Here is a 15,725-nt window from a genome sequence, read left to right as displayed (position 1 = left end):
GCGTCGCTTGCCGGGAGTACCGTTTTAGATCGTGCTGACCAGGATCGAGATCGACGGTTTCAAGACCTTTCGCGACTTCGCGCTTGACCTGCAGCCCTTCAACGTGATCGCCGGCACCAACGCCAGCGGCAAGTCCAACCTGCTCGACGCGATCCAGCTGCTCTCGAGGCTCGCGGATACTGATCTGCGGTCGGCCGTGGGTGGCCTGCGCGGCGAGCCGGGCGAGCTCTTTCACCGCGCCCCGTCGGGGTCCGTGGACGAGCGGATGCGGCTTGCCGTTGAGGTTCTGATCGAGCCTGACATCCGCGACCCCTGGGGGGTTGAGCGGGAGCTCATCCAAACCCGGCTGCGCTACGAGCTCGTGCTCGAGCGCCGGCGCACCGGTGGCTTTGAGCGGCTCTTCGTGGTGTACGAGGCGGCGCTGCGGATCGGTGCCGGTGATGACGCATGGGCCAAGCCGTTCAAGCGGATTGGGGCCGAAGCGATCACCTCCCGGCTTGGGTACGGTCGGCGCACCGACCTGCTGGTGACGCGCGCTGACAGCGGCGCGCCGCAGTTCTACATCAGCCAGGACGGTGTTCAGGGCCGCACGCGACCGGCCGCCGCGGCCGAGCGCACGGTGCTCTCGACCATGACCTCGGCCGAGTTCCCGCATCTCTTCGCGCTGCGCGCGGAGCTGCTCTCCTGGCGCTTTTTGCAGCTCGACCCAGCCAGCCTTCGCAGCCCTGCCGACCGCCACGCTCCCACACAGCTCGAGCCCAGTGGCGCCAACCTTGCCGCCGTGCTCGCGCGCCTGAAGGCCGCCACCGCGCAGCCGGACGACCCGGAGGGCGTGCTGACCGACATCTCCGCCGAGCTCTCAAGCCTCGTTCCTGGAGTGCTCGGCGTCCGCGTGCGCGAAGAGGAGGCAGAGAACCAATGGCAGATCGTCATCGCCACCAGGGATGCCGGCGAGTACTCAAGTCGCGTTGCCTCCGACGGTACGCTGCGCGTGCTCGCGCTGCTGACCGCGCTAAGTGACCCCGAGTTTGGTGGCCTGGTCTGCTTCGAGGAGCCCGAGAACGGTGTTCACCCCGCCCGCCTGGGCCCGCTGATCGAGCACCTCCGTGCGCTGGTCGACGTGTCGGCAACGGGCACCGAGGGCCGGCTGCCGCTGCTGCAGCTGATCCTCACCACCCACTCTCCCGTTGTCGTCAACGCGCTGCAGTCCGAGCGTGAGGGCATCTTCTTTGAGTCGGCCACGAGGATCGACGGCGCGGCCGGCACGGTCGACGTCGTCACCCATGCACGCCCGGTGCTTCGCTCCTACCAGCAGACACTGGACCCCGATGACATCGGCCGTTTCGCCAGCCATGGCGAGGTCGAGCAGTATCTGGCCACAGCGAGCGTCCGGTGACAGCAGCCTGGCTCGGTTTGGCGCTCTACGCCGAAGGGCCGACCGACCACCGCTTCCTGGACAGGCTGCTGCCGCGGGCCGTCTCGCACCTGCTGACGGGTGCCCGCTACATGGTTGAGGTCAGCGAGGTGCAACGGTTGCCGGTGGACCGCTCCCTGCCAGCGCGCGCCGAGCGCATCGCCACCGGTGCGCAACGGCTGCAGAGTGCCTTTCACATCCTGTTCGTGCACGCCGACGGTGGCGCCGATCCCGCCGCCGCACGCTCAAACAACGTCGCTCCCGGACTCCAGCGCGTACGCGAGCACCTGGGCGACGCCGGCCGCCGCGGTGTCGCCGTGGTGCCGGTCCGCGAGCTTGAAACCTGGGTGCTCGCCGACGGCGCGAGCCTCGCCAGCGTGCTGGGAACGACCCGCACGGCCACCGAGCTCGGGGTGCCCACGACCGCCGGTGAGCTCGAGGGGCTGCTCGATCCAAAGGCTGTGTTCGCCGCCGCGGTTAGAGCCGCGCGCCCCGGTCGTCGCCACCGCCGCCGGCCCGATCCGACATCGTTCCTTGAGCCGTTGGGCGCCCAGGCGAGGATCGCCGAGCTGCGCCGCCTGCCGGCGTTTGCCACGCTGCTCAAGGATCTGTAGGTTGCATTGGGCGAGCTTGGCTTCAGCGCTGCCGCCGATGCCTGAGCCGCTTTTGACCAGGGGCGCGCGAGAGCTGCGCTCCGAGCTTGAGCAGCTGATCCGTGAGGACCTGATCGGCCCCGCTGCCGGGCCGCAGGAGGAGCTTGACGAGGCGCCGGTCGACCGTTACCTGCTTGGCCTGCTCGCGCCCCGGTTCCGGCCCGGTTCCTCGCCGCCGGCACCGCCGGCCGGCGGCGAGGATGACCCCGACGGCGATCCGTTCGCGGCCGAGCTGCTGCCCGAGGATGACCTCGCCGACGGCGGTTCCACGGCCGATGAGGGGGAGGAGGGGCGTGCCGAGGACCGCCCGCCCGCGGTGGAGCAGCTGGTGCCCTCCTCCTTCGGCCTGACCTTTGCCGTCGACGCCGGCTGTGAGAAGGTCATCGCCGAGGCTTCCTGGGGCACCTACGAGCGGCAGTTGAGCGCCGAGGCGCTCGCCGGCGACGGCCGATCGGCACGACGCTGGCGCCGGCGCAGCTGCGGCGGCCAGGTGGACGTGCCGCTGAGCGGGGCCGGGCCGATCGAGCCGCTGGTCCCTGACCCGTCGGCGCCCGAGGTCGTGATCCGCGGTGTCGTCCGCCGACGTGGCGGTGAGCTGCTGGTCTCCCTGTTTCTGGTAAACGGACAGCAGAGCGCCACGGGACGCTCAGACAGCCAATGGCTCTGCCAAGCGTCACTGACCGTCGCGGGCCCGGGCGGGGAGGCGGTGTTCGTGCGCCGCTCGCTGCCCGCAGCAGAGCTTGCGCCCGAGGTCGACCGCGAGGAGCTCGCGGGCCTGGAGATGCTGTTTCGTGACCGCGTCGAGCTCGCGGTCGGCCACGGGGTGGGGGTGCGCGTGAGCGAGGCACCCGGCCGGCCGGGTCGCGCTGTCAGGATCGCGACCGAGCCGATGCCCGGCGAGGAGGTCCCGCGCACCGACGCACCGACACCACAGGACTTCACCGACGAAGCTATCCGCGTGCCGTTCACCGCCGCGCAGGCGGCGCTCGACATGAAGACGATCGCCGAGACCGACGACGCGCAGCTGCCCTTGCTGCTTGGGCCGTTGGCTGACGCCTACGCGGCCTGGATCGACTTGCAGGAGCGTCGCATCGACGATCCCGGCCAGGGCCTTGACTCCTTCCGCGACACCGCGCGCGACCACATCGCCGTAGCCCGCGCAGCGCTTGCCAGGATCCGCGCCGGCATCGAGGCGCTTGCCGATCCCGATGTGGCCGCCGCGTTTCGCTTCGCCAACCATGCGATGTGGCAGCAGCGTGTGCACACGCTCGCCGCGGAGGCGCGTCGCGGCAACCAGGCGCTGAAGCTACATGCCGCGGTCACCGCCGCCGACGTGCCCTCAAACCGCTCCTGGCGCCCGTTCCAGCTCGCCTTCGTGCTGCTCTCGCTGCCTTCGCTGGCTGACCCGTTGCACGCCGACCGCAGCGGCGCTGACGCCCTCGTCGAGCTGCTGTTCTTCCCGACCGGCGGCGGCAAGACCGAGGCCTACCTCGGTCTGACCGCCTTCGCGCTCGCGATCCGCCGGTTGCAGGGTGTCGTCGCCGGCCGCGACGGCTCACACGGTGTGGCGGTGCTGATGCGCTACACGCTGCGTCTGCTCACCCTCCAGCAGTTCCAGCGCGCGGCGGCGCTGCTCTGTGCCTGCGAGCTGCGCCGCCGCGCGCTCTACAGCCGTGGCGAGAGCGCTGAGCAACGGCGCTGGGGCAAGACACCGATGCGCATAGGTCTCTGGGTCGGGCAGGCGTCGACCCCCAACAGCACCGAGGATGCCGAACGGTGGGTCAGACAGGCCCGCCAGCGCGGCGGTGGCGTGCGCGGCTCCTCACCGCTGCAGCTGACCCGCTGTCCCTGGTGTGGCTCGGCGCTTGAGGGTGGCCGTGACGTCGAGGTTGACTCGCGGCGCGGCCGCACCCTGATCAGCTGCTCTGACATCGGCGGTGAGTGCGCCTTCACGCCACGCGCGAGCCCCGGTGAGGGGCTGCCGGTGGTGGTCGTCGACGAGGAGGTCTATCGGCTGCTGCCCGCGCTTGTGATCGCCACCGTCGACAAGCTCGCCCGCATGCCCTGGGAGGGCCGGGTTCAGGCACTGTTCGGGCAGGTGCGACGGCGCTGCGAGCGCCACGGCTACCTGAGTGCCGGTGAGGAGCACCCGGGCTCGCACCCCAGGCAGGGCCCGCTGCCCAGCGCCGCGGTGCTCGACTGCGAGCCGCTGCGCCCACCGGACCTCATCATCCAGGACGAGCTGCATCTCATCTCAGGGCCGCTCGGGAGTCTCGTCGGGCTCTATGAGACGGCTGTTGATGAGCTCTGCTGCTGGCCGCTTGACGGGCAGCAGGTGCGTCCCAAGGTGATCGCCTCGACCGCAACGATCCGCCGCGCCGGGGACCAGGTAGCGCGCCTGTTTGACCGCCATCTCGCGGTCTTCCCGCCGCCCGGCCTGGACGCGCGCGACTCGTTATTTGCGCTTCAGCGCGACCAGCCCAGCGACCGCGACGAGCGTCCGGGGCGTCTTTATCTCGGTGTCTGCGCCCCCGGTCGGCGCTTCAAGCAGGTTCTCATCCGCACCTATGTCGCGCAGCTGCGCGCCGCCTGGACGGTGCTCGGGCGCCAGCCCGGCAGCGAGGCCGACGCCTACATGACGCTGGTTGGTTACTTCAACTCGCTGCGTGAGCTCGGTGGCATGCGCCGCCTGGTTGAGGATGACATTCAGAGCCGGATGTTCGGCGACCGCGGCGGCGAGGGCCGTGGGCGTCTGATCGTTGAGGAGCTCACCTCCCGTAAGACCGCCTCCGACATCCCGGACGTGCTCGACCGGCTGGGGCTCGAGCGTCCCTCGCAGCAGGCGCGTAAGGAGCGCCGGGACGGTGAGCTGTACTCGATCGATGTGTTGCTCGCGACCAACATGATCTCTGTCGGTGTCGATGTTCCCCGCCTCGGCGCCATGGTTGTCGCCGGCCAGCCGAAGTCAACCAGCGAGTACATCCAGGCCACCAGCCGTGTCGGCCGCCGTCACCCCGGGCTTGTCCTGACCGTCTACAACTGGGCGCGCCCCCGCGATCTTTCCCACTACGAGACCTTCGCTCACTACCACCGCACGCTGTATCGCCAGGTCGAGGCGTTCTCGGTCACGCCGTTTGCGCCACGCGCGCTCGACCGTGGGCTGACCGGCGTGCTCGCCTCGCTGCTGCGGCTGGGTGGCCCGGACTGGAACGCCAACGCCGGCGCTGCGGCCGTCGACCCCGCCGCCGCTCGCGCTCGCGCGGTCAAGGCGGCGATCCGCCGTCGTGCCGAACGTCAGCTTGCCGCCAACGGCGCCGCCGCGCTTGCCGAGCGTCTGGATGTTCTGCTGGACGCCTGGCGCGCCGAGGCGTCGGTCGGTCAGCGCACGCTCGTCTATCAGGCGCGCGGCAAGAGCGACACCGATGTCTCGCTGCTGCACGAGCCCGGCATCGAGGGCTGGAGTCAGTGGACGGTCCCGACCTCGATGCGCAACGTCGAGCTGGCCGTCCCGCTGAAGCTCCGGCCGGAGGCGATCTCCGCGCCGCGTGAGGCGTGGGAGCCGCCGCTGCGCTCAGCGCCGCTACCGAAACCGGACGGCGGGCGGTGAGGGACCGAAGCCATGTCGGGGACCTGCGCCCCAGCCAGCTGATGCACACCTACGGTGTCGGTGCGACCGTTGAGCTGCCGGAGCTGACGACGCTCGTGCTGGGCCTCGATGACTGGCCGCGGGCGCTCGGTGAGCCGGTCTCTGAGCCGCGCCTGCTCGCGGCTGTGCGCGCGGCGCTCGGGCCGCAGGTCGAGCAGCTGCTCACCCCGCCGGTGGTGCCCGACGGTGACAGCTCCGGCGTGCCTGTCTCGCCTTTTCCGCGCTGGTTGCGCTGCCCGGTCTGTAGCCGGCTGGCCGCGATCGACAGCGGCGTCTTCACGCTCCGTGAGGACGCTTGGCGTCCGGAGCGCACCCGCTATGTGCACGACGGCTGCCCGCGCGCCCGGGCCGGCAGACCCCCGACGGCGTTTCCCGCCCGCTACCTGATGGCCTGCCAGAACGGCCACATCGACGACTTCCCGTGGGTTGAGTTCCTGCACGGCCCCATCGCCTGTGCAGGCACGCTCAAGCTGCGCGAGCTCGGGACCGGCGGGCGCCCCGGTGACGTGCAGCTCGAGTGCGATCAGTGCGGTCGCCGCCGCCGGCTCTCACAGGCGTTCGGTCAGGACGCTAAGACCTTTCTGCCGCCACGCTGTCGTGGACGCCACCCGCACCTCGGTGTCGCCGAGCGCTGCGATCAGGAGCCGGTCACGCTGCTGCTCGGCGCCAGCAACGCCTGGTTTCCGGTGCTCAGCTCGGCGCTTTCGATCCCGTCCGCCGCCGGTGAGCTGGCGCAGGCGGTCGACGACGCCTGGGCGATCGTCGGCCTGCTGCCCGACGGCGAGCAGTTCCTCGACGTGACCCTGACCACCAACCCGGAGCTTCGCCGCCTGCGCGGGCTGCGCGACCGACTCGGCATCGCCGCTGTCGGCGCGGCGGTGCGCGCACGCCGCGAGGGGGTTGAGGGTGCTGGTGATGCGGCTGATCTGCTCACACCGGAGTGGCGGGTGCTGACCGCCGCAGACGCCGTGCCCGAGCAGCCCGACTTCAAGCTGCGCCCCGTCGGCGCTCCCACGGCGCTTGCCGGGCTGATCAGCGACGTTGTGCTGGTTGAGCGGCTGCGCGAGGTCAGCGCGCTGCGCGGCTTCACGCGCATCAACGCCCCCGACGAGCTCGGCAGCGGCGGCGGCCGGATCGTCGCGCTGACGCGCGGGGCGCCACGTTGGCTGCCCTGCAGCGAGGTGCGCGGCGAAGGCATTTTCATCCGCTTTGCCGAGGACCGGGTGCTCGCCTGGGAGCAGCGCTACCGCTCCTCGGGGATCGCGGACGTGCTGCACGACGGCCACCGTGCCTGGCGTGCGCGCCGTGGCCTTGATCCTGAGGAGTCATGGCCCGGTGAGCGCTATGTGTTGCTGCACAGCTTCGCGCACGCGCTGCTGCGTGAGCTCGCGCTCGAATGCGGCTACACCGCATCCTCGATCCGCGAGCGCATCTACGCAACCAGCCCCGACAGCGAGGCTGCTGGCACCGAGGCGATGGCGGGCGTGCTGCTCTACACCTCCGCGCCTGACAGCGAGGGCACGCTCGGCGGCCTGGTCTCACTCGGCGAACCCGACCAGCTTGGACCCCTCGTGCGCCACGCGCTGGAGCGCGCCAAGCTCTGCTCCTCCGATCCGCTGTGCTCCGAGCACGACCCCCGCATCGACGGGTCCGTTCACGTGGCCGCCTGTCATGCCTGCCAGTTCGCCTCCGAGACATCGTGTGAGCGCGGCAACCGCTTCCTTGACCGCGGCACGCTCATTGAGACCCTCTCAGACCGTGACGTCGGGCGTGATAGCGCCTACTTCGGGGCACTTGATTTGTGAGCGTCGCCGCCGCGCTTGACACCGTGCTTTGCCGTTTGAGCGACGTCCAGCTCGCCACGCTCGCGGGCGCCTGCGAGCCGCTTGCGCGCCCCAGCCCCGTCTGCGCGACCGCCCTGGCCGGCGCCTCGCCCGCCGCGCTTGATGCAGTGCGTGAGCTCACCGCCGCCTGGGACGCTGACCCTGCGATCACCGGCGCCGGTGTCGCGCTCGCGCTGCGTGTCGGTGCCGGCGCCCGCCGCCAGTCCCAGCACAACCGCCCCCGGCCTGTCTGGACCGGACCGGGCGCGCTCGGCGAGCAGCGCCTGACCGCCGCGGTGCTCCACGAGCTGCTCGCCCGGGCCGAGGACCGCATCCTGCTGGTCAGCTTCGCCGCCCACACGCTCCCCACGGTCGCCGCTGACCTGCGCGCCGCCGTCGCACGCGGCTGCCAGGTCGATGTCGTGTTCGAGAACAGCCAGGACAGCGACGGTCGCTACCGCGGCTACGACCACGCCTTCGCCACGATCGATGGGATCACGCGCTGGCGCTGGCCCGCTGAGCAACGCGAAGGCGGCGGGGTCCTGCACGCCAAGCTGCTCGTGATCGACGGCCAGCGCGCCCTGATCGGCTCCGCCAACCTCACCCAGCAGGCCCTGAGCGCCAACCTTGAGGTCGGCCTCGCCGTCGCCGACCCCGGAGTCGCCGCCGCGCTTGAGTCCCACATCCGCGGACTGATGCGGTCAGGCGTTCTGGCGCCGGCCTGACAGGCTCGCCGAGTTGGCCGGCCAGACCCTCCGCTGGCTATGTGCCAATGCGCTGGGCGGCCGCCGACAGGTCAAGCTTCTCCACGTCTCGATGCTCCCGCAACGCTTGGGTGACGGTTATCACCCGTCCGTTGACGTGAGCCCGATGAGGGAAGAGTGCTTCAACCAGAGTTCTGCTCATCCGCAGGCCTTCGGTCACTACAAAGTCCTCGTCGAAGATGACGATCACGACCGCCGTGTAGTTGGAGTCGCGGATCGGGCTGAGAGTCCGGCGCTTCGCACCCGGCACCTGCCGCATCGCCTTGACCTGGAGGTACTCGTGCTCGGTCTTGACATCCCAGCCTGCCTGTGCGAACGAACCACGCTCGCCCCCGTAGTGCTCCGCGACAATCGCCTCGGCGATGTCGCCAACCGGATTGTTGTTGGTGCGGATAATGCCCTTGCTGCGAAGCTCCCGCATGATCGCCGCCCAATCCCGCAACAGCTCTGGCACAGACCTATCCGCCGGCTCGTAAGGCATCGGGCCAGACTACCTGCTCAGGACATCGCGTCGGCTCGCCTTGGGTGCCTGGCGATCACGCCAGCTGTGCAGTCCTCGCGGTCAGATGGTCCGGGCCGCGGCCGGAACCCTGCTCGGCGAGGATCCGCTACTGCGCGTCGCTGGGTCAGCTGCGGCGCGGGGCTCGGGCACGGTGGGTCGGTGCCGCGACGGGCGTCGGTTTCGCCAGAGCGGCGGAGTCGCTCAGTTCGATCGGCATCGAGCGGTACGGTGAGATCGATCGATGCCCAAGTGGGTGAGGACGGGGAGCCCTTCGCTCGGCTGATCAGGCAATCATCTTGAGAGCTTGGAGGGCAAGCCATAGCTGACTTACGTCCGCAGTGTTGTTGAGCTTGCGGCTGGTGAGCTGTTCGATCCTGTGCATCCTGTAGACAAGTGTCTGCTTGTGCACGTGCAGCTCAGTGGATGCGCGCTGCCATGCCCGGTTACAGTCCAAGAACACCTGTAGTGACTCGATCAGATTGCTGTCATGGCGAGTGTCCCATGCGAGCACAGCGCCCAGCACGGAATCCACCATCTCTTGCGCCTCTGTGACCGAGCGGGGGTAAAACAGGGCACTTCGATCCCCGTACCGGACTATGCGCCGCCCGTCCGCTTTGGCGCTGTCAAGCGCCCACCGCGCCTCGCGCGCTGCGCCCTGCACGGAGTCGAGATCCCTGAACGGTGCACTCACCCCAATAATGGCGTTCAGCGGAAACAACGAGGCGACGGTGTCGAAGATGGTGTCGGCGTCGCAGATCAGCGCGTGGAGGATATTGTCGCGTCGCAAAAGCAGATGCGCGACGTCGCGCTCCGCTAGCCGGTGGTGGAGGTGCTCGGCCCAATGCAGCTCTTCTTCGCGCAGCAGGGCCACCAGTAATCGGTAGGGACCGTCGGCAAGCCCGTGTGTGTCCAGCCGCGCCACTGCCACAGATCGCGCGATGCGGTTATCGAGGATGTGGGCTAGCAGCTCGCTACCGCGACGACGGGCCTGCTCCCGCTGTGCCCACAGCCGCTGCAGCTCAAGCGCGGTGAGCGTCGCAACGTGCTGGAGCATTGCGAACGCGGGCAGCTGGCTTCCGCGTGAGACGGCCACCAACGATACGCTGCGCTGCGCAGGAATCGGGATTATGCACGCTTCTCGCCCGCCAACCTGGACCCGGCGCAGTCCGGGCTGCTGCTCGCCGCTGGCACGGACCGCTTCACTGATGTCCGCGACTGTCGCTGGACTCGGATCTGGTGAACCGGAAGCCAGTAACCCGCCGTCCTCATTCGCGAATGCGAACAGATCGCATTGCAACTCGGATTCAAGCTCGTTGAGCAGGCCCGCCGTGGTCGCGTTACGGGCAGCCGCCATCCGCGCCTGCTCGTAGATCCTGGTCACACCCAGAATCCGGGCGTAGTCTTCGCGGCCAGCAGCGGCGATCGTGCGACTGATCTGAACGAAGGGAACCGCGTATGCCGTGAAGCAAATTGGAAACGCAAGTTGTTCCGCTGCCTCGATCATCTCATCGCTGAGCGGCGGCGCCTGCATCTCGTGGCCGATTGTCACACCACTGACGCCAATCCCCGCCAGCTTACGTATGTAGTCCACCTGTGCCGCTGGGTCGCTCGGGATCCCGAGGCCAACCGTCATTAGCAGATCGCCCCGCTCAAGCCACTCCCAAGGGCGTGGCAACTCAATGCTGTGGGCCCACTCGATAACGTTCTCAGCACCAGATGCACCTGCGTGGATCCACGTCTGCAGGTACGGGATACGCGTCAGCTGCTCGATCGTCAACGGCACTGGGATATCTTCCGCGACGATACCAGCCAATTATCGGCAGAACTGCGTAGCTCCTCGGGCCCAGATCTTCCTGAAGGCTGGCTTAGTCGATAACAGACTATTGCCGTCCAGCCGGTTGAACGTCTGATTCGCCGTTCGGTGCCCGCTCGCGTCGCCGCCGTCCATCCAGTCAGCACCGGTACCGAAAGTGCCGCGGTCACTGCTCACCGTACTGCCCAATCGGCTAGACGCTCTCAGCCGTTATGCGAGACGCGTCAGGCCTGTCGCATAACGCGTCGGTCCCCGCGCGGTTGATCGTTGAGGTCGAAGTTCAAGAGCTTGGTCTCCGTGAACGTGCCGAAGAACCATTGTGAGAGCTCGCGGGCGTTCCCGCTCTTGCCAGTTCCGCCAAAGGGGGCTAGCTGATCCCAGTAGTTGGTGCTCTCGTTGATGTTGACGGTTCCGTGCTGCAAAGCTTCGCCGACGCGCCAGGCAGTCGCGAGGTCGCGCGTGTAGACCGAAGCGGTCAGGCCCAGCTCCGAGCTGTTGGCGATCGCGACAGCTTCCTCAGTGCTCGCTACCTTGATGACTGGTGCCACCGGCCCAAAGGTCTCGGCGCGCGCGATCTCCATGTCCGGGGTCACACCGACTAGTAGCGTGGGCGGATAGAAGAGGCCGTCCTCCTCGCCGAACTGCCTGACCTCCGCACCACGATCACGCGCATCTTGTACGTGCGCTCGCACACGGGCCAGCGTGCCCTCATTGCACAGCGGACCCATCTCCGTCGCCTCATCAGTGGGGTCGCCCACCCTAAGTGTCGCCATACGGGCCGAGAGCAACGAGACGAACTCATCGTGGACGCTTTCATGTACGAGAATCCGCTCGGCAGAGGTGCAGACTTGGCCGGCAAGGTAGAAGCAGCCGAGCATGGCACCATCAACGGCGGCTTCGACGTCCGCGTCCGCAAGGACTATTTGTGGGCCGTCGCCACCGAGTTCAAGGAGCGTCTTCTTCAGTCCAGCCTCGCGGGCGATGCGCTCGCCAGTAGCGGTCGACCCAGTGAAGAAGATCGCGTCTACACCTGGATCACGCACCAGCGCGGCTCCGGTCTCACCTTTCCCCTGAATGAGGTTCAGAACACCGTCGGGAACTCCCGCTTCAGCGAACAGGGCAGCCACCATGGCGCAGCTTACGGGCGTCCACTCCGAAGGCTTCCAGACGACGGTGTTACCGACTGCAAGTGCATGGGCAATGCCGATCGACGCGATGTCCGTAGGGAAGTTATAGGGGCTGATCACCGCGACCACGCCGACCGGCCGGTGGGTCAGCACCAAGCGCTTGTTGTTGGAGCGCTCCTGCGTTGATGGCAACGAGAGCCCGCGATGGCGAAGCGCTTCCTCGGCAGCTTTCTGGTAGGCGGGCGCGCTGTACTCGAGGATCTCTTCGCGTGTCTCAGAGATCGTCTTGCCGGTCTCGAGTGTGATCATCTGGGCGATCTCCTCGGTGTTGGCGGCGATCACGCGGTTCAACTCACGCAATATCTCAACCCGATCTACCAACGCTAATGCCGCCCACGCGGGCTGCGCTGCCTCGGCTACCTGGACTGCGTGCCGGACGTCTGCCTCGGTGCAGGTCGCTATATCTGTAATCGGTGTACCTGACCACCCAGATCGCACGTGCATCATCTCGCCGTGGCCATCAGTCCAGCTGCCCCCGATTAGCGATCGAGAGAGCGTGCCTTGTACTGTGGTCATAACTATTCCTTTCTGGCGTTGACAGTTGGTAACTGCCGCGCCGAGCCATCGAGTGTGCCGCTTGCGTCGACGCCTCGCCCGTTGGGGTGGCTGGGCGAGTTAGGGTGAAGGCTGACTTGGCCGTCACCGTCGTTTCGGGCCGGGTTGGGGAGATCAATCTCGCCGCGATCGACGAAGCTAGTCGGATCCAGCGACGCCAGGTAGCTCGTGAGCGGCCCGGCGTGCCCTCCGAGGTCTTCGCGGGCTTCCTTGCGCGCTAGTGATGCCCGCACGAGCCGCGCGCCGAGATAGCGGATCGGCTCCGGTGGCAACCCCGGTGCTGGCGCTTGGGTTAGCGCGTGCGGCAGGCCCGCGTCATCACCCGCGATAGCCATCTGTGCAAGGAGCTCACCGGCCAATTTCGCGGGCCCCACGCCGTTGCCGGAGAAGCCGGCCGCCGCTATTACGTTGGGTTGCCCGTCCAGTCTGCAGAAGAACGGTAGGCCTGTTACGGAGTAGTCGATGGGGCCGCGCCAAGCGCTCACAACTGGTGCCTGCCAGAGCATCGGGTACACGTAACGCATCTGCGCGGTTACCTCGCTCTGCCGCGGTGACGATATGTGAAAGTGACGTCCTAGCCGGCCGCTCGGAGCGACTGCGCCTCCACCCTTCCCGAAGACAATCCGCCCGTCACGCGCGGTCCGATAGTAATTTACCAAGCGTCGTGAGTCCGAGACCGCTGGTCCGTCACGCCAACCGATGGCGTCAAGGTCGTCCGGAACTGGGGCGGTCGCAACGACATCGCTTGAGACCACCACAAGTGCGCGACCAACCTCAGGAATCGTCGAGGCCCACGCGTTCATGGCGAGGACCGCCGTCGCAGCGCGTACGACGGCGCTGCTCGTGACGACCTCCGCTGCTTCACCGGATCGGATCTCCTTGACTGCTGTGTGCTCATGAATCTCGACACCCAGCGCACGTGCAACGTCGGTGAGGCCTCGGGCGAGCTTCGCTGGGTGCACGGTGGCGACCGCGCGTTCGAACACTCCAGCTAGGTGCACCGGGGAGCCGCTGAGTGCTGCTACTTCGTGTCTCGAGAGCGGCTCGAACGGCGCGAGCCCGGCCGCAGCTAATGCCTTGACTGTCGCTGACCAAGCGTCCACCTGCTCGGTGTTAGTTGCTGCCCATAGCCAGCCGCACGGACGGAATTCCGCGTCGATCTGGTGCTGTTCGCAAAAGGCACCGATCTCACGTACCGCGGCTTCTGCACGTTGCGCCAGGCTGACTGCGGCTTCGAAGCCGCAGAGCTTCACTAGCGAGGTGAATTTGGACCACCATGTCATCACGAAGCCACCGTTACGTCCGCTGGCGCCGCCACCGCAGACGTCAGCCTCCAGCAGCACCACCCGTAGATTTGGTCGACGCTGTTTGAGCTCGATGGCCGTCCACAGCCCGACGAACCCGCCTCCGACGATGCAGACATCTGCGGTTGTCGAGGCGGCCAGTGGTCCGCCGACCGCCGACCGTTCAACGGTCTCGCGGACCTCGTCAAACCAAAAGCCACGTACGGCGTCGGCAGGCGTAAGCGACCGGTGTGGAAAGGTTACGCTCGGCATTGACGCGCTTGCCATCAGGCGCCCGTGGATTCAAGCGGTGCGGGGATAGCGGCGGCGGCGGCCGCCACCGTCCGGGTCGCTTCACTGGCACTGTGCTCGTCGAGGATAGTGATGCCACGTTTCGACGCGCGGATGTAGTAAAGGCTGCCGCCGATGAGCAAGATCCCGATGGCCAGCAACGGTCCAAATCTGAGATACCAGTGAAATGGCGCCGTCGCGTTGTAGATCGAGCCGCGCGGCCAGATCAAGTCTACGGTGAGACCCACGCCCCAAACTACGGCGGCGATGTTCAGCGGCAGGCCAAACCGGCCCAACGTGAAGCGTTTGGCTGCCCCCGCCGGTTGCTGCCGTGGCCAACGTCCCTGGAGGCGTGCGATCAGCAGCGGTACGGTCACGCAGAGATACGCCACCGAATTCGTAATGATCGCGATCGACGTGACGATGTAGATGATCTGCGAAGACTTGATGTTGATCAGCAGCAGTGCAACGGCAATCACTCCCGTGATGACGGTTGGGATCACAACTGCCTTAGAGGTTTCGTTGACGTGTGCAAGCCGGCGGCTGAACGGCAGCTGGCCGTCACGGGCCATCGCGAACATGATTCGCGTGGCGGCCGCTTGAATCGCCAACGCACAACCGAACACGGCCACCATCACACCAACGAGCATCACGTCACCCAAGGTAGTGCCCAGCACCTTATCTACGACGTAGGCGAGGCCGCCGGTGCCAATCCCCGAGGCGGAGACGTTGGGCACGGCCATATAAGCGACGAGGATTAGCAGAAAGCCGAGCACGAACGTCGCCGTCAGGGCTTGCAGGATGCTGCGAGGCGCGCGCTTGTGTGGATCGGGTGCCTCCTCCGCCAACGAGGCAGCGGTGTCGAACCCGTACCACTGATAGCCGCCGAACAGCATGGCGGCGAGAAACGCGCCGAAGAACCCCCATGAGTACCCCTTGCCTGCGCCCAGGCTGCGGAAGATAACGTCTGGGCTACGGTGCACATGCACCAGCAGCAAGACGATCAGGAGCACACAGATGCCCAGCTCGGCAAGGACGGTGAGGTTATTGACGAAGCCGACGACCTTAACCCGCAGGCTGTTGATGATCGTCGTCAGTACGATCATTATCCCACCCAGCAGCACCGCGTTTTCCGCGTAGTTGGATGGGTTCGACCCTGAGCCGATGAACTGGAAGAACGGCGAGACGGTGGGAAGGACGATCTGTGCCGCCAGGGCTACGGCAGCCACGGTGGTGATTGCGGTGAAGAGAACCATCCATCCTGCCATCCACGCCGACCAGCCATGGCCTAGTTTCTTTGACCAGTTGTAAACGGAGCCAGCCACCGGCCACTCGGCTCCGAGCTCGCAGAACAGCAGCGCCACCATCAGCTGGCCGCCAAACACGAATGTCCAAGCCCAGATCGACGCTGGTCCTGCGAACAAGTAGCCGAAGCCGAACAGCTCGAAGATGCCTGTCAACACCGACAGGTAGCTGTACTGCAACGCAAACAGCGCAAAGTGGCCAAGCGAACGATCCAAGCGCTGCACGTATCCCATCTCGCGCACCGCGGCGTCGTCACCGTGGCGTAGTTGATCTTGCATGGGGCCTCCCTCGAGCCGCCGAACGTCGGTACCACCACATACGCGAATTGCATGGCCCACGGGACCTCGGTCCTCCTGAGCCACGGGCGGCAGTATGCCGAGCGAGCTTACAGGCCACTATTAGACTATGGACCTAAATGGCGCCGGACACTCATACGATCGTCTGAGCCTTGTTGATGAAGTTGAGGGCCGTGGTGATGGCTTGCGATTT

At 67.2% G+C, this 15,725-nt stretch carries 10 protein-coding genes; 5 read left to right on the top strand and 5 right to left on the bottom strand.

The features are described from left to right. Positions 1-31: 31 nt before the first annotated feature. The 5 genes from M3M54_RS11265 to drmC are packed head-to-tail and all read left to right on the top strand — an operon-like array spanning position 32 to position 8,261. On the top strand, positions 32-1,396 hold the full coding sequence (locus tag M3M54_RS11265) for an AAA family ATPase (protein ID WP_249019143.1): 1,365 nt from the start codon (positions 32-34) through the stop codon (positions 1,394-1,396). Next, on the top strand, positions 1,393-2,028 hold the full coding sequence (locus M3M54_RS11260; RefSeq protein ID WP_249019142.1) for a DUF4276 family protein: 636 nt from the start codon (positions 1,393-1,395) through the stop codon (positions 2,026-2,028). Before M3M54_RS11265 ends, M3M54_RS11260 begins: the two co-directional genes overlap by 4 nt. A gap of 37 nt (positions 2,029-2,065) precedes the next feature. Next, positions 2,066-5,674, top strand: coding sequence for a DISARM system helicase DrmA (gene drmA, locus M3M54_RS11255; RefSeq protein ID WP_249019141.1), 3,609 nt, complete (start codon positions 2,066-2,068; stop codon positions 5,672-5,674). Further along, positions 5,671-7,518 (top strand): DUF1998 domain-containing protein, encoded by a 1,848-nt coding sequence (gene drmB / locus M3M54_RS11250; RefSeq protein ID WP_249019140.1) that lies wholly within the window; start codon positions 5,671-5,673, stop codon positions 7,516-7,518. Before drmA ends, drmB begins: the two co-directional genes overlap by 4 nt. Then, entirely contained in the window at positions 7,515-8,261 is a 747-nt protein-coding gene (drmC, locus tag M3M54_RS11245) for a DISARM system phospholipase D-like protein DrmC (RefSeq protein ID WP_249019139.1), read from the top strand. The genes drmB and drmC overlap by 4 nt, the downstream gene beginning before the upstream one ends. A gap of 37 nt (positions 8,262-8,298) precedes the next feature. Here the strand turns inward: drmC and M3M54_RS11240 are convergent, their stop codons facing one another. From M3M54_RS11240 to M3M54_RS11220, 5 genes are all read right to left on the bottom strand, one after another. Beyond that, complete coding sequence (locus tag M3M54_RS11240) at positions 8,299-8,781, bottom strand: hypothetical protein (protein ID WP_249019138.1); 483 nt, start codon at positions 8,779-8,781, stop codon at positions 8,299-8,301. A gap of 304 nt (positions 8,782-9,085) precedes the next feature. Further along, complete coding sequence (locus tag M3M54_RS11235; protein ID WP_249019137.1) at positions 9,086-10,579, bottom strand: PucR family transcriptional regulator; 1,494 nt, start codon at positions 10,577-10,579, stop codon at positions 9,086-9,088. A gap of 260 nt (positions 10,580-10,839) precedes the next feature. Further along, the gene (locus tag M3M54_RS11230; protein WP_256465771.1) at positions 10,840-12,318 is read right to left on the bottom strand and encodes an aldehyde dehydrogenase; all 1,479 of its coding nucleotides are present in this window, start codon (positions 12,316-12,318) and stop codon (positions 10,840-10,842) included. Positions 12,319-12,320: 2 nt separating this feature from the next. After that, entirely contained in the window at positions 12,321-13,913 is a 1,593-nt protein-coding gene (locus M3M54_RS11225; protein ID WP_249019136.1) for an FAD-binding oxidoreductase, read from the bottom strand. A 14-nt stretch (positions 13,914-13,927) separates the two neighbouring features. Beyond that, positions 13,928-15,514 (bottom strand): APC family permease, encoded by a 1,587-nt coding sequence (locus M3M54_RS11220; protein WP_249019135.1) that lies wholly within the window; start codon positions 15,512-15,514, stop codon positions 13,928-13,930. Positions 15,515-15,725 lie beyond the last annotated feature (211 nt).

This window comes from Conexibacter sp. S30A1 (genome assembly GCF_023330665.1).
Lineage (GTDB): Bacteria > Actinomycetota > Thermoleophilia > Solirubrobacterales > Solirubrobacteraceae > Palsa-465.
This window is presented reverse-complemented; position numbering and strand designations above follow the sequence as displayed.